At 60.9% G+C, this 18,828-nt stretch carries 20 protein-coding genes; 15 read left to right on the top strand and 5 right to left on the bottom strand.

All coding sequences use genetic code 11. The features are described from left to right. The first annotated feature begins 5 nt into the window (after nt 1-5). Nucleotides 6-914 (top strand): DMT family transporter, encoded by a 909-nt coding sequence (locus tag FGF54_RS10395; protein WP_142779609.1) that lies wholly within the window; start codon nt 6-8, stop codon nt 912-914. A gap of 264 nt (nt 915-1,178) precedes the next feature. Here the strand turns inward: FGF54_RS10395 and FGF54_RS10390 are convergent, their stop codons facing one another. Then, nucleotides 1,179-2,651, bottom strand: a complete 1,473-nt coding sequence (locus FGF54_RS10390; protein ID WP_035261393.1) for a DEAD/DEAH box helicase — start codon at nt 2,649-2,651, stop codon at nt 1,179-1,181. Between the two features lie 504 nt (nt 2,652-3,155). Here FGF54_RS10390 and FGF54_RS10385 point away from each other — a divergent pair. After that, on the top strand, nt 3,156-6,827 hold the full coding sequence (locus tag FGF54_RS10385) for a response regulator (RefSeq protein WP_168208056.1): 3,672 nt from the start codon (nt 3,156-3,158) through the stop codon (nt 6,825-6,827). An 82-nt stretch (nt 6,828-6,909) separates the two neighbouring features. Here the strand turns inward: FGF54_RS10385 and mnmD are convergent, their stop codons facing one another. Continuing rightward, nucleotides 6,910-7,674 (bottom strand): tRNA (5-methylaminomethyl-2-thiouridine)(34)-methyltransferase MnmD, encoded by a 765-nt coding sequence (gene mnmD / locus FGF54_RS10380; RefSeq protein ID WP_142779607.1) that lies wholly within the window; start codon nt 7,672-7,674, stop codon nt 6,910-6,912. Between mnmD and FGF54_RS10375 the strand changes: the two genes are divergently transcribed. The 11 genes from FGF54_RS10375 to FGF54_RS10325 all read left to right on the top strand — a co-directional run bounded on the left by FGF54_RS10375 (nt 7,673) and on the right by FGF54_RS10325 (nt 14,265). Continuing rightward, a complete protein-coding gene (locus FGF54_RS10375; RefSeq protein WP_142779606.1) occupies nt 7,673-8,881 on the top strand; it encodes an FAD-binding oxidoreductase in 1,209 nt (402 codons plus the stop codon). The genes mnmD and FGF54_RS10375 overlap by 2 nt on opposite strands. Before the next feature lie 96 nt (nt 8,882-8,977). Next, entirely contained in the window at nt 8,978-9,685 is a 708-nt protein-coding gene (locus FGF54_RS10370; protein WP_003524263.1) for a DUF1045 domain-containing protein, read from the top strand. A 204-nt stretch (nt 9,686-9,889) separates the two neighbouring features. After that, nucleotides 9,890-10,813, top strand: a complete 924-nt coding sequence (gene puuE, locus FGF54_RS10365) for an allantoinase PuuE (RefSeq protein ID WP_142780201.1) — start codon at nt 9,890-9,892, stop codon at nt 10,811-10,813. After that, nucleotides 10,813-11,310, top strand: coding sequence for a 2-oxo-4-hydroxy-4-carboxy-5-ureidoimidazoline decarboxylase (gene uraD / locus FGF54_RS10360; protein ID WP_142779605.1), 498 nt, complete (start codon nt 10,813-10,815; stop codon nt 11,308-11,310). The genes puuE and uraD overlap by 1 nt, the downstream gene beginning before the upstream one ends. Before the next feature lie 53 nt (nt 11,311-11,363). Then, nucleotides 11,364-11,654: a nucleotidyltransferase family protein gene (locus tag FGF54_RS10355; protein WP_035220685.1), complete on the top strand. Its 291-nt coding sequence runs from the start codon at nt 11,364-11,366 to the stop codon at nt 11,652-11,654. Beyond that, complete coding sequence (locus FGF54_RS10350; protein WP_035220083.1) at nt 11,651-12,013, top strand: DUF86 domain-containing protein; 363 nt, start codon at nt 11,651-11,653, stop codon at nt 12,011-12,013. The genes FGF54_RS10355 and FGF54_RS10350 overlap by 4 nt, the downstream gene beginning before the upstream one ends. A 3-nt stretch (nt 12,014-12,016) precedes the next feature. Further along, the gene (locus FGF54_RS10345) at nt 12,017-12,517 is read left to right on the top strand and encodes an ureidoglycolate lyase (protein WP_142779604.1); all 501 of its coding nucleotides are present in this window, start codon (nt 12,017-12,019) and stop codon (nt 12,515-12,517) included. Next, nucleotides 12,514-12,870: a hydroxyisourate hydrolase gene (gene uraH / locus FGF54_RS10340; RefSeq protein WP_035260925.1), complete on the top strand. Its 357-nt coding sequence runs from the start codon at nt 12,514-12,516 to the stop codon at nt 12,868-12,870. The genes FGF54_RS10345 and uraH overlap by 4 nt, the downstream gene beginning before the upstream one ends. Before the next feature lie 5 nt (nt 12,871-12,875). Further along, entirely contained in the window at nt 12,876-13,625 is a 750-nt protein-coding gene (locus tag FGF54_RS10335; protein WP_142779603.1) for a metallophosphoesterase, read from the top strand. 52 nt (nt 13,626-13,677) lie between these two features. Beyond that, nucleotides 13,678-13,929: a type II toxin-antitoxin system Phd/YefM family antitoxin gene (locus tag FGF54_RS10330; RefSeq protein WP_035260938.1), complete on the top strand. Its 252-nt coding sequence runs from the start codon at nt 13,678-13,680 to the stop codon at nt 13,927-13,929. A 51-nt stretch (nt 13,930-13,980) separates the two neighbouring features. Further along, complete coding sequence (locus FGF54_RS10325) at nt 13,981-14,265, top strand: Txe/YoeB family addiction module toxin (protein ID WP_206696310.1); 285 nt, start codon at nt 13,981-13,983, stop codon at nt 14,263-14,265. A 3-nt stretch (nt 14,266-14,268) separates the two neighbouring features. On the opposite strand, the gene FGF54_RS10320 is transcribed toward FGF54_RS10325, so the two are convergent. Beyond that, nucleotides 14,269-15,561: a D-alanyl-D-alanine carboxypeptidase gene (locus FGF54_RS10320; protein WP_168208129.1), complete on the bottom strand. Its 1,293-nt coding sequence runs from the start codon at nt 15,559-15,561 to the stop codon at nt 14,269-14,271. Between the two features lie 189 nt (nt 15,562-15,750). Between FGF54_RS10320 and FGF54_RS10315 the strand changes: the two genes are divergently transcribed. Both FGF54_RS10315 and FGF54_RS10310 read left to right on the top strand, forming a co-directional pair. After that, nucleotides 15,751-16,335: a TetR/AcrR family transcriptional regulator gene (locus FGF54_RS10315; RefSeq protein ID WP_142779601.1), complete on the top strand. Its 585-nt coding sequence runs from the start codon at nt 15,751-15,753 to the stop codon at nt 16,333-16,335. Then, on the top strand, nt 16,332-16,676 hold the full coding sequence (locus tag FGF54_RS10310; protein ID WP_003524247.1) for a multidrug efflux SMR transporter: 345 nt from the start codon (nt 16,332-16,334) through the stop codon (nt 16,674-16,676). The genes FGF54_RS10315 and FGF54_RS10310 overlap by 4 nt, the downstream gene beginning before the upstream one ends. Nucleotides 16,677-16,880: 204 nt before the next feature. On the opposite strand, the gene FGF54_RS10305 is transcribed toward FGF54_RS10310, so the two are convergent. Together FGF54_RS10305 and FGF54_RS10300 are read right to left on the bottom strand one after the other, a co-directional pair. Continuing rightward, nucleotides 16,881-18,014 carry an alpha-hydroxy acid oxidase gene (locus tag FGF54_RS10305; protein WP_168208055.1) on the bottom strand — a complete coding sequence of 378 codons (1,134 nt, stop codon included), beginning with the start codon at nt 18,012-18,014 and terminating at the stop codon, nt 16,881-16,883. Nucleotides 18,015-18,093: 79 nt separating this feature from the next. Continuing rightward, a complete protein-coding gene (locus FGF54_RS10300; protein ID WP_142780200.1) occupies nt 18,094-18,813 on the bottom strand; it encodes a sulfite exporter TauE/SafE family protein in 720 nt (239 codons plus the stop codon). Nucleotides 18,814-18,828 lie beyond the last annotated feature (15 nt).

The raw sequence follows: 18,828 nt of genomic DNA, 5'->3' as shown, positions 1-18,828 counted from the left end.
GATCCGTGACCTCCCAGAACCCCATCGCCCGCGAATTGCTGTTTCTCGCCCTGTTGTCCACGCTGTGGGCCGCATCCTATACTTTCATCAAGATCGGGGTGGAGACGATACCGCCGATCACCTTCATCGCATCGAGAACGCTGATCGCCGGTCTGCTGCTCTACGCAGTTATCCGCCTACGCGGGCTGCGCCTGCCCACGGATTTGGCGACGTGGCGGCTGTTCTTCATTCAGGCCTGCATCAACAGCGTTCTGCCCTTCACGCTGATCGCCTGGGCAGAACAAAGCATCGATGCCGGTCTTGCCGTCATTCTCAATGCAACGACGCCGATCTTCACCTTTCTTCTCACCGCGCTTGTGATCCGGCATGAGCCGGTCAGCGGGCGCAAGCTGTTCGGCACCATTGCCGGCATGACGGGCGTGTGCCTCATCATCGGTGTCGAAGCGCTGAGCGGCGCGGGCGAGGCGATATGGAGCCAGCTCGCCGTGCTGACGGCGGCTTTTTCCTATGCCTGCGCGGCCATTTTCAGTAAAAATTTCAAGGGGCTCGATCCGATCATGCCGGCCGCCGGCTCGCTTATCTGCGGCGCTGTTTTCCTGTTGCCCGTCAGCCTGATCGTCGACCGGCCCTGGACATTGTCGCCTTCGGCGGCCTCACTGACGGCGCTCCTGTGCCTCAGCGTCTTTTCGACCGCGCTCGCCTTCATGATCTATTTCCGGCTGATGCAGACGCTGGGCTCCGTCGGCACCACCTCGCAGGCCTATCTCAGGGTGCCGGTCGGCGTCGCCATCGGCATGGCGTTTCTGGGGGAAATGCCGACACCTGCCATGTGGGTGGGGCTCGTCTGCGTCATTGCCGGCGTGCTGGCCATGACCCTGCCGTCACGGCGTCGTCCGGTCGCACAGGGCGGGTGAAGGCAAAGAAAAGCCCGCTACCGGGCGGCCTCTGCATGCACTCCCTCATTCCTGTGCTTGTCACAGGAATCCAGTCGACGCGCGTCTGCGCGACGGGAAGAGTCCTTTCAGCCCAAGGACTTGGGCTGGCTGGATCCCTGTGACAAGCACAGGGATGAGGAGGAAGCCTAGTCGCAATCTCCTATAGGCACCAGGTCGAGACCGGACTTCTCCGCCTTACAAACGAAAAGCCGGGCGAAAGCCCGGCTTAACGATTAACGTCTCTTAGCGGTTACGGCCGCGATGGCCGTTGCCGGAAGCGCGCTTTTCCTGGCCGTTGCCGCCGGCAGGGGCGTGGCGGTTGGCGCCGCTGCCGCCGGGCTTGCGGGCCGGGCGGCGGTGCTTGCGCGGGCCGGCCGGGCGGCCTGCGTCGCCTTCAGCCTGCTTGACGCGCTTGAAGTCGGAGGTGACTTCAAGATCGTTGTCCGCGTCGCGCGGTGCGTGGTGGCGCGACGGGCGGGATTCGCCGTTGTGACGGCCGCCTTCGCGGGGACCGCGCTGATGGCCGCCATTGTTGTTGCGGCCGCCGCGGTTGTTGTTGGGGCGCGTCGGGCTGGCAAGACCAGCCGGGCGTTCGCCGGAGGCGACCGGAATATCGATCTTCATCAGCTTTTCGATGTCGTGCAGCAGGCGGGTTTCGTCCGGTGCGCAAAACGCAATCGCGATGCCATCGCGGCCGGCACGGGCGGTACGGCCGATGCGGTGGACATAGGCGTCGGGCACTTCCGGCAGGTCGTAGTTGAAGACGTGGGTGACGGCCGGAATGTCGATGCCACGGGCAGCGACGTCGGTTGCCACCAGCACCTTGATCTCGCCATCCTTGAAGCCCTTGAGAGCGCGCTCGCGCTGGCCCTGGCTCTTGTTGCCGTGGATGGAGGCGACCTTGAAGCCGATATGTTCGAGATGCTTGTAAAGCTTCTCGGCGCCGTGCTTGGTGCGCAGGAACACGATGGCGCGGCCATCCGGGTTTTCGTTGAGCGACTTCTTCAGAAGCTCGGTCTTGTCGTTCTTGCCGGCGACGAAGTGAACATATTGCTCCACCTTGTCGGCTGCCTTGCCGGGCGGGGTCACTTCCACCTTGAGCGGATCGGTCAGGTAGCTGTGTGCGAGATCGGCGATCGCCTTCGGCATGGTGGCCGAGAAGAGCAGCGTCTGGCGCTTGGCCGGTACCATCTTCGAAATCTTGCGCAGATCGTGGATGAAGCCGAGATCGAGCATCTGGTCCGCTTCATCGAGCACCAGATAGGTGACCTTGGAGAGCGAGATGGCGTTGCGGGCGATGAGGTCCAGCAGGCGGCCGGGGGTCGCCACCAGAATATCCGTGCCCTTTTCGAGCTGGAGCTGCTGCTTGTTGATCGACGCGCCGCCGACCACCTGGTTGATGCGCAGCGGCGTCTTCTTCACGAAGGAGCGCAGGTTTTCGCCGATCTGGTTCACCAACTCGCGCGTGGGGGCGAGGATGAGCGTGCGGCAGGTGCGGTTTGCCGGGCGGTCCGCCTGCTTCATCAGCATTTCGATGATGGGCAGGCCGAAAGCGGCGGTCTTGCCGGTGCCGGTCTGTGCGAGGCCGATCAGGTCACGGCCTTCGAGCAGCAGCGGAATGGCCTTTGCCTGAATGGGAGTAGGGGTCGTATAGCCAAGCTGGGTAACGCTGGCCACAATCTTTTCGGAGAGGCCGAGTTCGCTAAAACTGGTCAATATAATGCCTTTCGGGGCGCCAAAAACCAATCGTCCGGAACAGGGCTGCTGTCCGGCGGTTTCGGCGTCAAGAACCCCGCGTGAATTGGGAACTTGTGGGTTGGAATAACTTTCTGCGCATCAGTGCGGCACATGCCGTCTTCTGTATTCTTTGCGCTTTTCCTTCATGCGGGCCAGATTCCTTTTTAAGGACGTCTTCCGGTCATACGCTGCAGCTCACGCGGCTGCCGAAGGTGAAAGCTTGAGGGCCATGTGGGCGTTTTGTGCGTCAAAGTCAAGCGATAGTTTTGTAACGCCGCCGCCGGAGGGCGCATGGCAGCCATGCGTACCGGTAGCCGGCGATTGCCGGGACGGTGCGGGTGCCAGCGAAGAATTATGGTTAAAAAAGGGTAACGGCACCCTCGGATACATAGCAAAGATCGATTTTCTCACATAACGTTTTTTGCGACGGCGTCCGGAAATATTTGATTCGACAGGAATGGACTGCAAGGTGTGGAGTATCGATTGACCGAAGGCTGCGGGTTGCTGGAAAAGGCTTGCAGGGCCGTGGCCGCCCTGGACCTGCCCGCGTGCATCAAGGACAGCGAACTTCGCTATATCGCGGTCAATTCCGCCTATGCCCGGGTCATGGGGCGTCCGTCCGGGGCATTCAAAGGACACACCAGCCTTTCCCTTTCCGCCGATATTCGCGACGCCGAGCGCGAGGACAGGGAGCGCCGTTCGCTGGTCTTCGCCACGGATGAGATGATTGCCTGCCATGGTGGGGGCGCGTCCGAGCCATACACGCTTCGCTGCGAACGTTTCACCGGTGACGACGGCAATCTGTTCCTGTTCGAAGCGTTCGAGGACATGCCGTCCGCCACCGTGGAGGTTTTTCCGCAAGCCGACAGCGCTTCGGAGCTGCTGTTCGGCAGCGGCGTGATCGATCTCGTCGATGCGGGTATCGTGATTTATGACCGCGAAAACCGGCTGGTCTACTGCAATACCCGCTTCAGGGAATTCTACAGTGCGCTCGGTGTCGACCTGAAGGCCGGCGTCCCACTCGAGACGCTGATGAGGGCGATTTATTTTTCGAGCGGCTACCGCGATGCGAAGGACGGCGATCCGGCGTTCGAAGGGTGGATGCAGGAGCAGCTACGGGATTTTTCCCTGCCCTATCTCGAAAGGGTGGAGCAGTTTGCCGATGGCCGCTGGGTGCGCATGGTCAACAAGCGGCTGGAAAACGGCATGCTGGTGGGGCTGCGGGTGGATGTCACCGAGTTCAAGGCGCATGAGACGCTTCTGAGCACGCAGATCCGCGAGACCTGGCTTCTGCGTGCCGCGCTTGAGCAATTGCCGGTCGGCGTGTTCCTGAGAGATCAGGACAGGCGGCTGACCTTTGCCAATGCGGCCTATGAGAAATTTCTGGGCGGCAGCCTCGCCGACCATATCGGCAAGACCGAATGCGAGATGTTTCCGGAGGAAGGCCCGCAGTTCCAGCGGGAAAACGAGCATATTCTGCAAACCGGGGAAGCCATTGAAAAGACCGGAAGCGTTCCGCTTTCGGATGGCGGCACCATTCCCGTCATCACAAGGCTCGGCCGGGTCGCGACGCCGGACGACGACTATTATCTGGTGGGCTCGGTCACCGATGCCAGCCTGCTGCAGGACCGGGAAAAGGCGCTGATCGCCGCGCAGGCCGAGGCTGAGGCGCTGCACCGCCAGCTCGAAGCGGTTCTCCATGCCCTGCCGGTGGGCGTGCTGCTGCTCAGCGCCGATCTCGTCATCGAATATGTCAATCCGTTCTTTTATGAGGTCTGGGGCGAGATCGGCGGCGAGAAGTCGCTTGTCGGCAAAAGTTATCGCGAATTCATGGAGATGAATTTCGACAGCGGCCTTTATGACTATGGCGACAGGCCTTTCGATGAGGTCTATGGCGAGCGGGTGCAGCGGCTTCTGAAGGAAGAGGTCTTTGCGCCCCGCGAGGTGCGCAGCAAAAGCGGCAAGGTCACGGTCATTTCGAAAACCCGGCTCGAAGGCGGGAAAATCCTCAGCACCTATGCCGACGTCACCGATGTGCGCATGCGCGATGTTGAGATCAGCAAGGCGAAGGCCGAACTGGAGCGGGTCGGCGAATATATGCAGGGCGCCACGCGCGCCATGGCGCAGGGGCTGGTGCTGGTCGAGCAGGGCACCATCATCATGTCCAATGAGGCGATGGCGCGCATGTTCGACGTGCCGCCGCATCTTCTGGAAAAGGGCTGCAACTGGTCGGGTTTCTTCGCCCATTGCGCCGGGCGCGGCGATTTCGGCACTGCCGGGGAGGCTGCGGAGACGCTGCGCGCCTGGAGGGAGAATATCGCCGCCAACCGGCCGTTTTCCTGGCTCATCCATGTCGCCGGCAAAAGCTGGCTCAATCTGGAGGCTACCAACAGTTCCGGCAATTACTGGCTCATCATCGTCACCGATGTGACCGAGATGAAGCTGCGTGAAGAGGAATTGCAGCGGCTGCTTTCACGCGCGGAAGCGGCGGATCGGGCCAAATCGGAATTCCTCGCCAATATGAGCCATGAAATCCGCACGCCGATGAACGGCGTTCTCGGCATGGCGGAGCTTCTGGCCAAGTCCAATCTCGATACGCGCCAGAAGACCTTTACCGATATCATCGTCAAATCCGGCAATGCGCTTTTGACGATCATCAACGACATTCTCGATTTCTCGAAGATCGAGGCCGGGCAGATGAGGCTGCGCAGCGTGCCCTTCGATCCGGCGGAGGCGGTCGAGGATGTGGTGTCGCTGCTGTCCTCGGCGGCGCTTGAAAAGGACATAGAGCTGATCGTCCGGATCGATGCTTCCGTCTTCGGCAAGGTCATCGGCGATGCCGGCCGCTTTCGGCAGATCGTCACCAATATCGTTGGAAACGCCGTCAAGTTCACGGAAATGGGGCATGTGCTGGTCGAGCTTTCGGCACGTTCGGCGGAAGCCTCTGAGGCCATCCTGTCGCTGCGCGTCGAAGACAGCGGCATCGGCATTCCGGCCGACAAGCTCGAAACCATCTTCGACAAGTTCAGCCAGGTCGACGGCTCCGCCACGCGCCGGCACGAGGGTACGGGGCTGGGACTGGCGATCACGGTCGGTCTCGTCGGCCTGTTCGACGGCGCGATCAAGGTCGTCAGCGATGTCGGCAGGGGATCGACCTTCGAGGTCAATATTCCGTTTCAGGTGACCGAGAGACAGCGCGACCTCCCGCTTCTTTCCGTGGCGATCGACGATATCCGCGTGCTCGTCATCGACGATAACGACGTCAATCGCCGCATCCTGACGGAGCAGTTGCGCAGTTGGGGCATAGACGGCCACGCGGTGGAGGATGGGCCTTCCGGCATCGCCGTGCTTGAGGAGGCGGCGTCGCTCGGTTTTTCCATCGACGCCATCGTTCTCGATTATCATATGCCTGTGATGAACGGGCTGGATGTGGTGGAGCGGATCCGGGCGGATGCGCGCTTTGACGACATCGCCATTGTTTTCCTGACCTCCATGGATGTCGTCGGCGACGAGACGCTGTTCACCGATCTCAATGTGCAGGCGCATCTGATGAAGCCGGCGCGGGCGCGGCTCCTGCGCTCCACCCTGTTCGACGTGGTGCGGGATGTGCGGCTGAAACGCGCCCGGCAAGCGCCGGTCCCGCGTGAAGGTCGCGGTGATGGCGCCGTCCGGTCGGAAAAAGGCTCCGCCGAAAGAAAGCAGCGCGATGCCGTATCGACGGCGGTGCCGGCGCGGCATCGGCCCAGCCTTGTCGATGTGCTGGTGGCCGAGGACAATGACGTCAATCAGATTGTCTTCACCCAGATATTGCAGCAGGCGGGTCTGCGCTTTTTGATCGTCGGCAATGGCAAGAAAGCCGTGCAGGCTTGGCAGGAGAACAATCCCGCCATCATCCTGATGGATGTCTCGATGCCGGTCATGAACGGACATCAGGCGACGCAGGCCATCCGCGCCGCGGAACAGACCGCCGCCGATGGCCGGCATGTGCCGATCATCGGCGTTACCGCCCATACGCAGGAGGCGGATCGGGAACTATGCCTGGAGGCGGGCATGGATGATTATCTGTCGAAGCCCATCAGCCCGGAAACGCTCGAAGACAAGATCGCGCAATGGCTGGGCGAAAACATGCCGCGCCGCGACGTGCCGGGTGTGTGACTATCCGCCGCGACTGCGGGTCTCCGAATTGCTTCAGCCGGAGCGCTATCTTCCATGACGCTTTTTCAGACGCAAAACCGCTTCACGCTTTTGCTGAAAATGCTTTGGTCCCGCAGAGCATTTCCCGCTTTCCGGCAAAACCTTTCCGGCGCTCCAGCTGAAAACCCGCGGCGATGAGGTTGCGGCGAACGAAGCCGGCGGCGGCATAGGTGGCGAATGTGCCGCCGGGCGCCGTCTTTGCGAAAAGCGCCTGCATGATTTCCAGCGACCACATGTCCGGATTGCGCGCGGGTGCGAAGCCATCGAGAAACCAGGCGTCGAAACTTTCCTCGCTTGCGGAAATGCCGGCGAGCGCTTCGCCGCAAACCACTGTCAGCTGCGTTTCGTCATCGAGCTGGATTTCGACCCGTCCTTTCGGCTCGGCGGGCCAGAGGGCGGTGAGCGCCTTGCGTTCGGCATCCACTTCCGGCCAGCGGGAAAGCGCCCGGTCGATTTCTTCCGCCTTCATCGGGTAGAGTTCGAAGGAGATGAAATGCAGACTGGAGCGGCCGTTGCGCATCTCTTTCCACTGACGCCATGTCTCGCAGAGGTTAAGCCCGGTGCCGAAGCCCAGTTCGCCGATGCGGAAGGCGCCCTCCCGTTCGAGCCAACGCTCTGGCAGGCCGTTTCCGGAGAGGAAGACATGGCCGCATTCCAGCCGGCCATCCGTCTGGCAATAAAAATGGTCGTCAAAGGCCAGTGAATAGGGCATATCCCCGTCACGCCAGTCGAGCGCGGCGGGGGCTTGCCCGGCCGGTGAACCGGCCGCTGCGCCGGTCTCTGTGATATTTTCGTTGGAATGTTTCATGGCTAAAGCCGATAATCCCGCTTTCGAACAGGGTCAATCTCCAAGATTGCCGGCTTCCGTGCCGCTTCTCGTCGTCGGCGGCGGCATCATGGGGCTGTGGGCCGCCGTCAAGGCGGAACGGCTCGGCATCGATACGTTGCTGGTGGAGGCGGATCGCCCCGGCGGCGGCGCCAGCGGCGGGTTGCTGGGCGCGTTGATGCCGCATATGCCGGACCGTTGGTCGGACAAGAAACAGTTCCAGTTTGACGCCCTCGTTGCGCTGGAAAAAGAGATTGCCGGGCTGGAGGCGGAGACCGGGCTTTCCGCCGGTTATCGCCGTTCCGGCCGTATCATTCCGCTGCCGAAGCCGCATCTGCGCACCATTGCCGAACGGCACGAACGGGATGCGCTGGAGAACTGGGTGTCGGGCGAGCGCCGGTTCCATTGGCATGTCGCCGACAGCCCCTCGGTCGCGGGCTGGGTGGATGATGCGGCGGGTGAGGCGGGTTTCGTGTTCGATACGCTGGCGGCGCGGGTTTCGCCACGTGCGATGATCGCCCTTCTTTCGGCTTTTCTCGGCAAGGCGCGGCATGTGCGGCTGGCGGAAGGTTGCCGCGTCATTTCGCTCGACGCGGATGCCGGGCGGGCGGTGCTGTCGTCGGGTGACGAGGTTTCTTTCGGCCATGTCATCGTCGCCAACGGCCATGGTTCCTTCCCCCTGATCCGCGACGCCCTCGGCCTGGAGGCCGGTGTGACGCTGGGGCAGGCGGTGAAGGGGCAGGCGGCACTTCTCGACGCGGCAGCCGATCCGGCCATGCCGGTCGTGTTCCTGAACGGTCTTTATATCGTGCCGCATGAGGATGGCACGGTCGCCATCGGCAGTACCAGCGAAGATTGTTTTTCCGATCCCTTCAGTACCGATGAAAAGCTCGAAAAACTGCTTGCGGATGCATGTGCGGTCGTGCCTTCGCTTGCCCGTGCGCCGGTGCTCGAGCGCTGGGCCGGGCTGCGCCCGAAGGCGGTGGGGAGGGACCCGATGGTGGGCACGATTCCCGGCCATCCAAAGCTCGTTGCGCTGACCGGCGGCTTCAAGGTCAGCTTCGGGCTTGCGCATTTTCTTGCCGATGCGGCGTTGCAGAGCGTGTGCGGTTACACGCCTGTCATCCCCTCGGGCTTTCACCTTCAACAACACGTGAGTATTGCCGCCGCGGACTTTAGAAAGTTCTGATCAGGCCGCCCACGTCGTTAATCTGTCACGCAAATCACTTATCTGCTGGCCTGCAACGAGGCCGGTTTGTCCGCTTTTGCGGCGAGGTGACAGCGCATGCGATACGCCATTCATTTCACGCCTTCCCCCAATGACCCCCTGACGCAGGCGGCTGCCGCGTGGTTGGGGCGCGATGCCTATTCCGGTCAGGCGGTGGAGCCGCCGGGCATGATCGATCTCGGCATGCAGGAGATTTCCTACCATACGGCGCTGCCGCGCCGTTACGGTTTCCATGGCACGATCAAGGCTCCCTTCCGTCTTGCGGAGGGCCATTCCGAGGCCGCGCTTCTGCGCGACCTGATGTATTTTTCCGGCAGGCAGGAGCCCTTCACGCTGCCGCAACTGGTGGTGGCAAGACAGGAGAATGTCTTCAGCCTCGTTCCCGAGCGCCCCTGCGAAGTGCTGCATTTCTTTGCCGCCCGCGTGGTGCAGGAATTCGACCGTTACCGGGCGCCGCTCTCCGACGCGGAAATCGAGCGCGCGGATCCGGACCGGCTTTCGGCCTCGCAGCTCACCAATCTGCATCGCTGGGGCAGCCCGCATGTGATGGACGAGTTCCGGTTCCAGATGTCGCTGACGGGCGGTGTGGAAGCTTCCAGCAGCCAGAGGATAGAGCGGGCCGTGCGCAAGGTTTTCGAGCCGCTGCTCACCCGGTCCCTGCAATTTTCCAGCCTTGCGCTTTTCATCGAGGATGAACCGGGCGCGCCTTTCCGGGTACACTCGCTTCACCCCATGGGCCGCGTTTCCGCCCGAAAAATCGCCTGAAGAGCGCGCCGGAGTAATCGTATACAAAAAAGCATCGGAATGTCGGCAAGATTGATCTCGACATTCCGGATGCGGATGCTACCGTTCGGATATCGCATATCTGAAGCGTCTGTTGCGCCCCTTCCGGGTCATCGCGCTTCGGAGGTCTGTTTTATGTCTCCCGAAATCGGTTTCCGCCTTGGGAGAGATGTTCTGGGTGGCTGCATGATTTCCGAAAATTACTCCCGCAATCTGGTGGGCTATGGCCGCAATGTTCCCGATCCGAAATGGCCGGGCGGCGCGCGCATCGCCGTGCAATTCGTCATCAATTACGAGGAGGGCGGCGAGAGCTGCATTCTCGACAATGACAAGGCGTCGGAATCGCTGCTGTCGGAAATCGTCGGCGCCCAGCCCTGGCCCGGCCAGCGCAACCTGAACATGGAATCGATCTATGAATATGGCTCGCGCGCCGGCTTCTGGCGGCTGTGGCGCATGTTCACCGGCCTTGGCGTCACCACCACCGTTTATGGCGTGACCGCCGCCATGGCCCGTAACCCGGAAGCCGTTGCGGCGATGAAGGAAGCGGGATGGGAAATCGCCAGCCACGGTTATCGCTGGCTGGAGTACAAGGATTTCTCCGAAGAGGAAGAGCGCAAGCATATAGTCGAAGCCGTGCGTCTGCACACGGAGGTTACCGGCGAGCGTCCTTACGGCATGTATCAGGGCAAGCCTTCGGACAATACGCTGCGCCTTGTCATGGAAGAGGGCGGTTTCCTTTATTCTTCGGATTCCTATGCCGACGATCTGCCCTATTGGGTGAAGGGTGCGAAGGACGAGCCTTTCCTGATCATTCCCTATACGCTCGAAACCAACGATATGCGTTTCGCCACGCCGCAGGGCTTCAATTCCGGCGACCAGTTCTTCACCTATCTGAAGGACGCTTTCGATGTGCTTTATCAGGAGGGTGTCGAGGGCGCGCCGAAGATGATGAGCGTCGGCCTGCATTGCCGCCTTGTCGGCCGTCCCGGCCGCGCGGCAGCACTTCGCCGTTTCATCGAATATGTACTCGGCCATGAGAAAGTGTGGATCCCGCAGCGCATCGAGATTGCCCGTCACTGGCATGAACATCACAAGCCGGAGGTGTTTTGATGGTGACGCGTGAGGACTTTGTCACCCGTTTCGGCGGCGTGTTCGAACATTCGCCCTTCATTGCCGAACGGGCCTATGATGCCGGCGGAGCCGGCTTGGAACTGACGGCGAAGGCGGTTCACGCCGTGCTTAGCGCGCAGTTTCGCGCCGCTTCCGAGGCGGAAAGGCTCGGCGTATTGCGGGCGCATCCCGATCTTGCCGGCAAGCTGGCGATTGCGGGCGAGTTGACGGCTGACAGCCGTAACGAACAGGCCGGTGCGGGGCTGGACCGTCTTACCCCGGAAGAGCACGCCCGTTTTACCGAATTGAATGGCGCCTATACCGAAAAATTCGGCTTTCCCTTCATCATCGCGGTCAAGGGGCTGAACAGGCACGATATTCTAGCTGCCTTCGAGACGCGCATCGGCAACGGTGCAGCCGAAGAATTTGAGACGGCGACGGCGCAGGTGGAAAAGATTGCCTGGCTGCGCCTTTCCTCGATGCTGCCGGAAGGCTGAATTGGCGAGCGGTGGCCGTTCTGCTAGAATCGCGCCGTCTGGAGATTGATACCATGAGACCTTCCGAGGTGCTGGAAAAGAACAGGGAAGCGATCCGCGAAGCGACGAAACGCTTCAACGCGGCAAACCCGCGCGTGTTCGGCTCCGTCGCCCGCGGCGAGGACCGGCCGGACAGCGATCTCGACATTCTGGTGGATGCGCTGCCGGGCACGACATTGTTCGATCTCGGCGGTTTGCTGGAGGAATTGAAGGCACTGCTTGGTGTCGAGGTCGACGTCGTCACCTCAGGCGGCCTGCATTCGGATATACGGGCGCGCGTTCTGAAGGAAGCCAAAGCGGTATGAGTACGGATCGGCTTCTGCTCTATCTGAAGGAGATGGATGTTGCCGCCTCCAGAATACAGGATTTCATTCAGGATATGGATGAGGCCGCTTTTTCTTCCGACACGCGGACGCAGATGGCGGTCATGATGGGTCTTGCCCTGATTGGCGAGGCGGTCGCCAAGCTGGACAAGCACTACCCCGCATTTTTACAGCAGCACCCGGAAATCCCCTGGATCAAGATGAAGGGTATGCGCAATCTGATCGTGCATGATTATTTCCGGGCGGAGCTTTCGGTCGTCTGGAAAACGATAACGCAGAGCATTCCGGATCTGCAGGCGCGTCTCTCCCTCCTCCGAAACTGGCATGCCCAAGGTGAATGACATTTGACTGATTTTCTCGACATAAAACCTCTCACCAAAGAGGCGTTCGCATCCTTCGGCGATGTGATCGAAACGACACCCTCCTCCATGCGGCATATCAATGGCGGCCAGACCGAGCGGCATCATGCGCTTGCAGCTCCGGAGGCGGCGGGGGAGGGTGCGCGTGTCATCCTCAATATTTTCCGCGGGCAGCCCCGCGCCTTTCCGCATGAAATCGAAATGATGGAGCGGCATCCGCTCGGCAGCCAGAGTTTTTCGCCGCTTTCCGGCCGACCCTTCCTCGTGGTCGTCGCCGATGACGATGGCGGCCGGCCCGGCCGGCCGCAGGTGTTTCTGGCGCGGGGCGATCAGGGCGTGAATTACCGCCGCAATGTCTGGCATTATCCGCTGATGCCGTTGCAGGCGGTTTCGGATTTTCTGGTTGCCGACCGCGATGGACCGGGTAACAATCTGGAAGAGTATTTTTTCGATGAGCCCTATATGATCGCGGAGCCCAAGCCATGACCGGTTTGACTACCCATGTCCTCGATGCCGCCCAGGGCACGCCCGCCGAAGGGCTGACGATCGAGCTCTACCGGCTTTCCGGCGATCGCCGCGAGAAGCTGAAAACGGTGCAGACCAATAGCGACGGCCGTGTCGATGGCGGGCCTCTGCTCGCCGGAGAGAGTTTCAAGGTGGGTCAATACGAGCTGGTTTTCCATGCCGGCGATTATCTGCGCGGCAAGGGTGTGGCGCTGCCGGAGCCGGCCTTTCTCGATATTATCCCGATCCGCTTCGGCATTGCCGATGAGAGCGGCCACTACCATGTGCCGCTTCTGCTTTCGCCCTATAGTTATTCCACCTATCGAGGAAGCTGATTGCCATGATCTTTGCCGCCATTGCCGATATTCACGGAAACTGCGCCGCGCTCGAAGCCGTGCTGGAGGATATCGCGAGGCTTGGCATCAAGGACATCGTCAATCTCGGCGATTGTTTCAGCGGCCCGCTGGAAGCGGGGTTTACCGGCGATGTGCTTGTTAGCAACTGGATTCCCAGCATCCGCGGCAATCATGACCGGGAACTGATCGACCGTGCCCCGGAGGAGATGGGAAGCTGGGAAAGGCCGGCGCATGCGCAGCTGAGCGCCGCCCATCTGGATTGGCTGCAAACCCTGCCGTTCAGCATGGTGTTCAAGGATGTCGCCTATTGCTGCCATGGCTCGCCGCGTGACGATCTGGAATATTGGCTGGAAACGCTGTCACCGGAAGGCGTTCTGAAATTGCGGCCGCTGGCCGAAATCGAAGCCATGGCGGAAGGCATCACGCAGCCGCTGATGCTGTGTGGCCACACCCATATTCCCCGCACCGTGCAGCTTTCCGACGGCCGGCTGATCGTCAATCCCGGCAGCGTCGGCTGCCCCGGCTGGAAGGACGACACGCCTTTCGACCATCACGTTGAGGCCGGCCACCCGCTTGCCACCTATGCCGTGCTGGAAGAGACCGGGCGTGGCTGGCAGGTCTATTTCCGCAACATCCGTTACGACAATATGGCGATGGCCGAGATGGCGAAGGTCAATGGCATGCCTCGTCTCTCCGATGCGCTGGCGGGCGGTTGGCTTGGCAAACGGGCTTGAATTGCCCAGGGAGTTGTACTATTTATTGTACAACTTTCATCGGGGTTCATCCATGCGTACCGTTATGTTTTCGAAAGCACGCGAATCCCTTGCATCGCTTCTGGATGAAGTGTCGCAGGACCGGGTGACTGTGGAAATCGTGCGCCGCGACAAGCCGTCCGCCGTTCTTATCGACAAGGACGAGTATGAAGGCTTGATGGAAACCTTGCATCTCTGCTCGTCGCCGGAGAATTTCGCCAGACTTAGAAAGTCGATGTCCGATGTGGACGCGGGTACTTTCGAAAGTCATGATCTTATCGACTGATTTTTCAAACCCATCGCGCATGAGTGCGAGCTTCCATCAGGAGAAACTCTCATGCAGCAAAAGGGCGCAATTGCTCTCGGCTGGAGCCATCAGGGCTGGGAAGACTATCTTCACTGGCAGCAATATGATCGCAAGATGCTCGAACGCATCAATGAACTCATCAAGGATTGTCGACGGCATCCATTTGAAGGGATCGGAAAACCTGAGCCACTGCGTTTTCAGTTGAAGGGCCTATGGTCACGCAGGATTTCGCAGGAGCATCGGCTTGTCTACGAGTTGCGCGGCGAAGCGGAAAAGACGGTTCTGATCATTCACCAGTGCCGTTTCCACTACTGATCCTCACCCCTCGCTGGTCATCACCACGCAGGAATAAGATTGCGCCTTCAGTTCCTTGCAGGCGGAAACCGCCGAAGACTGGTCTTCGAAGCCGGTGAAACGGGCGCGGTAGAGGGTTGCCGATCCGCTTTGCACGGCCTCGGTATAGGGAGCGATCCCGGTATAATTTCCGGCGATGTTGGAGCGGGCATTGGCGAGCAGCGAGCGGGCGGCGGCTTCACTGTCGGTGGCGGCGATCTGCACTTCCCAGCGGCTTCTCTGGCCGGCGGAGACGGCAGTGGGGGCCGGCCGCGGGATGGCCGAAACCTGCATCATGTCGGCCATCTGGTTATTCGCCGTGGCGATCTGCATGGCGACCGGATCCTGGCGGCGTTCGGCGAACATCGGCAATGGTACAGAGGCGGGCGGTACTGAGGCGGCGGGCGCGGCTGCGGGCGTCACAGCAAAGGTGCGGCTGACATTGGCGCTGGCAACGAGCTGTTCGGTGTTGCGGCTTCTCGATGCCTGCGGCACGGCCTTGTCCAGAAGGGCGGCCATCTGCGCATCGCGGCTGCGCGCGGTCTTGCCGCCCAGCACGACGCCGACGACGCGGCGACCATTGTGATTGACGGCGCTGACGAGGTTGAAACCGGAAGCATTGGTATAACCGGTCTTGATGCCGTCCATGCCCTGATAACGATACATCAGATTGTTATGACCACGAATGCGTTTTCCCCGGAAGCTGAAGGATTCCATGGCGAAGAGGCCGTATTCCTTGGGAAAGTCGCGCTGCAGCGCCAAGCCGAGTTTCGCCATGTCGCGCGCTGTCGTCACCTGCGATTTGCTGGGCAGGCCGGAGGCGTTGCGGAAGACCGTTTTCGTCATGCCGAGCTGGCGGGCCTTGCGGGTCATCATCTCGGCGAACCTTGCCTCGGAGCCGCCGAGATGATCGCCCATGCCTTCCGCCATGTCATTGGCGGATTTGACGATCATGCCGTAGACCGCCTCGCGCACGGTGAAGGTCTGCCCCTGGCGCACATAAAGCTTCGAGGGGATAACGGCTGCACCGTTCTTGGACATCTTTATCTTCTGGTCCCAGCGAAGCCGGCCGGCATGCAGCGCCTCGAAGGTCATGTAGAGCGTCATCATCTTGGTCAGCGAAGCGGGGTGGTTCAGCACATCGGCATTGCGCGCGGCCAGAACCTTGCCGGTATTGGCATCCATGATGAAGTGGGCGTAGCCGGCCTGGGCAGGCGATGCCTGCAATGAGAGGATCGCGCAAAAGAAGGCGAGTGCGAAGACCCATGCGCCCGCCATTCCCCGTTTGATCGTTCCCGACATAATCCACCCCTTTTGTTCGTCCGCCGCGATGAGCGAAGTTTTACTGACACTTTCCGGCAACAAAACCGCTAAAACTTTAGAGATCGCTTTCATGCTTAATTAAGTATGAATTTCAAGCCGGCGGAAGGCCTCACAATTTCCTTGCAAAGAAACCAACCGTCCGGTATGTTCCGAAGCATGAAAAATGCACATGAACGGAAAAAGCAGCCTGAGATCGTTCGCCGCAGTCTTCTCGATTGCGCGGCGAAACTCGCTGCCGAGCAGGGTGTTGCAGCACTTTCCGTGCAGGCGGTGGCGGATGCCGCCGGGGTGACGAAGGGCGGGTTGTTTCATCATTTCGCTTCCAAGCAGGCTTTGCTGGAGGCGGTGATGGCGGACCTTCTTTCGGCGCTGGACGCGGAAATCGACGCGCTCATCTCACAGGATTGTGAAGCTTACGGATGCTTCACGAGGGCCTATGTGAACGCGGTTTTCGCCGATCGCGACCGGGAATCGGGCAGGCAATGGGCGGCGTTATCGGTGTCGATGGTCGGTGAACCGTCGCTCAGGCGCATGTGGACCAGCTGGTTCGAAGGGCGTCTCATCCGTCATAAGGAAACGGATGAGGGGGTGGTATTGGAACTCGTAAGGCTTGCGGCGGACGGCATCTGGTTTGCCGATCTTCTGGCCGATGACGGCAGGGCAGGTGGCGACAGGGCGGCTCTCAGAGCCCGGATGATCGCGCAGACGAAAAAGGAAATGGAACAATGAACGCGGCTATCTTCACCTACGGGGCGCTCGTCGCGGCCATTGTCTGCGAGGTTATCGCCACCTCGTTCCTGCAGCAGTCGCAGCAGTTCACCCGGCTGTTGCCGACGGTGCTGATGGCGCTGTTTTACGGTGCGGCCTTTTATTTGCTGTCGTTCACGCTGCGGGCGCTGCCGGTCGGCGTGGCCTATGCGATCTGGAGCGGGCTCGGCATCGTGCTGATTTCCGGTATCGGTTATTTCGTGTTCCGCCAGGCGCTGGATATTGCCGCTGTCGTCGGCCTCGGGTTTATCGTGACGGGGGTGGTGATTGTGAATGTGTTTTCGAAGACGGTGGGGCATTGAGACTGGCTGGTGAGGGCGCTCGCGAGGGCAGCATCCGCACGCCGTCACCCCGGACTAGATCCGGGGTCCAGCGCGATCAAGTCCTTGATCGCATAAGGGTCTTTTCACGGCGCAGACGCGCCGTGGCTGGATGCCGGATCAAGTCCGGCATGACGGCAGAGAATGCGCTCCTGCATTTCCGGAGCGCCTTCTGCCTTGTAACCATCACGCCAGAACGCTGCGGTCCACATCCGTAATCAGCCGCTTGCCGCAAAGCGCCATGCTGACATCCATTTCCTTGCGGATGATTTCGAGCGCCGTCGTCACGCCCTGCTTGCCATCGGCGCCGAGGCCATAGAGGAAGGGCCGGCCGATATAGGTGCCTTTGGCGCCGAGCGCCACGGCCTTCAGCACGTCCTGACCGGAGCGGATGCCGCCATCCATATGCACCTCGACTTTATCGCCGACGGCATCGACGATCTTCGGCAGCATGGCGATCGAGGAATGGGCGCCATCAAGCTGGCGGCCGCCATGGTTGGAGACGATGATGGCGTCGGCGCCGGTATCGAGCGAGGCGCGGGCGTCTTCCTCGTCAAGGATGCCCTTGAGGATCAGCTTGCCGCCCCAGCGTTCCTTGATCCATTCGACATCCTTCCACGACAGGCGCGGATCGAACTGCTCCGCCGTCCAGGAGGAGAGCGAGGAGAGGTCGGAGACATTTTTCGCATGACCGACGATGTTGCCGAAGCTGCGGCGCTTGGTGCGGGCCATGTCCATGCACCATTTCGGCCGGGTCGCCATCTGCCAGATATGTTTCGGGGTGAATTTCGGCGGCGCGGACAGGCCGTTGCGCAAATCCTTGTGGCGCTGGCCGAGAATTTGCAGGTCGAGCGTCAGCACCAGTGCCGAGCAGCCGGCGGCCTTGGCGCGGTCGATGAGATTGTTGACGAAGTCCCGGTCCTTCATCACGTAGAGCTGGAACCAGAAGGGTTTCGAGGTGACGGAGGCGACATCCTCGATGGAGCAGATGCTCATGGTGGAAAGCGTGAAAGGCACGCCGAATTCTTCGGCCGCTTTCGCGGCTAGCATTTCGCCATCGGCGTGTTGCATGCCGGTGAGCCCGGTGGGGGAGAGGGCTACCGGCATAGAAACCTTCTCGCCGACCATTTCGGTGGCCAGCGACCGGTCGGTCATATCCACCAGCACGCGCTGGCGCAGCTTTATCTTGGAAAAATCATCCTCATTGGCGCGGTAGGTGCCTTCCGTCCATGCGCCGCTATCGGCGTAGTCGAAAAACATTTTTGGCACACGGCGCTGAGCCTGTTGCTTCAGGTCCGCTATGGTCAGGATTTTGCCCATGGATAAAGCCTTCACATTTGAATGATGGCTTCACATAACATGAATGGGATGGCTGCGACATTAAAATCGACGGGGTCCATCACCAGAAAGCCCGCAAAAACAGCTCGGCTCCCAATAAAAGCAGGCAGATGAGGAACCAGCGCCGGAATGTGGCCGGGCTGACGATGTTACGGATTTTCTGGCCGAGCCACATGCCGAGAAGCGCGGGCATCACGGCGAGTGCGGAAAGCGACAGGTGCTCAACGCGGAAGGCGTTCTGAGAGGCAAGGCCGGCGGCAAGCGCAATGGTCGAAACGGTGAAGGAAAGGCCGAGCGCTTGCACGAGATCGTCGCGGTTGAAACCGAGCGACTGGATATAGGGCACGGCGGGCACGACGAAAATTCCGGTGCCGCCGGTCAGCAGGCCGGTTGTCAGCCCTATGGCCGGTGAGAGCCTGGATTCCAGCCGCGCCGGAACTGAGAGGGGTTTGGCGAAGAGGCTGTAGGCCGCGTAAGCAGCAAGGCATAATCCGAGAGCCGAGGTGGTCCAGACGCCGGTACCTGCCGTCATCAGCCGGATGCCGATGAGGGTGCCGGCGGCGATGGCGATCATCATCGGCCATAGCCGCGCGACGATAGCCCTGAAATCCGGCCCGGCCAGCAATTGCCAGATATTGGTGACGAAGGAGGGCAGGATCAGCAGCCCTGCGGCAATGACTGGGGGCATGAAGAGGCCGAGCACGCCCATGGCGACAGTGGGCAGCCCCATGCCGGTCACGCCCTTGACGATGCCGGCAACGATGAAGGTCGCGAGGATCATGAGCAGGGTAGTTGT

This window comes from Agrobacterium sp. T29, assembly GCF_006970545.1.
Taxonomy (GTDB): domain Bacteria; phylum Pseudomonadota; class Alphaproteobacteria; order Rhizobiales; family Rhizobiaceae; genus Agrobacterium; species Agrobacterium leguminum.
Note: the sequence above shows the minus strand (reverse complement) of the source record. Positions and strands in the feature narration are given on the sequence as shown.

Bases quoted from the DNA above. Each gene is read 5' to 3' on its own strand.
- FGF54_RS10375 (WP_142779606.1), top strand. From the start codon at position 7,673: ATGGCTAAAGCCGATAATCCCGCTTTCGAACAGGGTCAATCTCCAAGA.
- mnmD (WP_142779607.1), bottom strand. From the start codon at position 7,674: ATGAAACATTCCAACGAAAATATCACAGAGACCGGCGCAGCGGCCGGT.
- FGF54_RS10370 (WP_003524263.1), top strand. From the start codon at position 8,978: ATGCGATACGCCATTCATTTCACGCCTTCCCCCAATGACCCCCTGACG.
- puuE (WP_142780201.1), top strand. From the start codon at position 9,890: ATGATTTCCGAAAATTACTCCCGCAATCTGGTGGGCTATGGCCGCAAT.
- uraD (WP_142779605.1), top strand. From the start codon at position 10,813: ATGGTGACGCGTGAGGACTTTGTCACCCGTTTCGGCGGCGTGTTCGAA.
- FGF54_RS10355 (WP_035220685.1), top strand. From the start codon at position 11,364: ATGAGACCTTCCGAGGTGCTGGAAAAGAACAGGGAAGCGATCCGCGAA.
- FGF54_RS10350 (WP_035220083.1), top strand. From the start codon at position 11,651: ATGAGTACGGATCGGCTTCTGCTCTATCTGAAGGAGATGGATGTTGCC.
- uraH (WP_035260925.1), top strand. From the start codon at position 12,514: ATGACCGGTTTGACTACCCATGTCCTCGATGCCGCCCAGGGCACGCCC.
- FGF54_RS10335 (WP_142779603.1), top strand. From the start codon at position 12,876: ATGATCTTTGCCGCCATTGCCGATATTCACGGAAACTGCGCCGCGCTC.
- FGF54_RS10330 (WP_035260938.1), top strand. From the start codon at position 13,678: ATGCGTACCGTTATGTTTTCGAAAGCACGCGAATCCCTTGCATCGCTT.
- FGF54_RS10325 (WP_206696310.1), top strand. From the start codon at position 13,981: ATGCAGCAAAAGGGCGCAATTGCTCTCGGCTGGAGCCATCAGGGCTGG.
- FGF54_RS10320 (WP_168208129.1), bottom strand. From the start codon at position 15,561: ATGGCGGGCGCATGGGTCTTCGCACTCGCCTTCTTTTGCGCGATCCTC.
- FGF54_RS10315 (WP_142779601.1), top strand. From the start codon at position 15,751: ATGTTCCGAAGCATGAAAAATGCACATGAACGGAAAAAGCAGCCTGAG.
- FGF54_RS10310 (WP_003524247.1), top strand. From the start codon at position 16,332: ATGAACGCGGCTATCTTCACCTACGGGGCGCTCGTCGCGGCCATTGTC.
- FGF54_RS10305 (WP_168208055.1), bottom strand. From the start codon at position 18,014: ATGGGCAAAATCCTGACCATAGCGGACCTGAAGCAACAGGCTCAGCGC.
- FGF54_RS10300 (WP_142780200.1), bottom strand. From the start codon at position 18,813: ATGATCCTCGCGACCTTCATCGTTGCCGGCATCGTCAAGGGCGTGACC.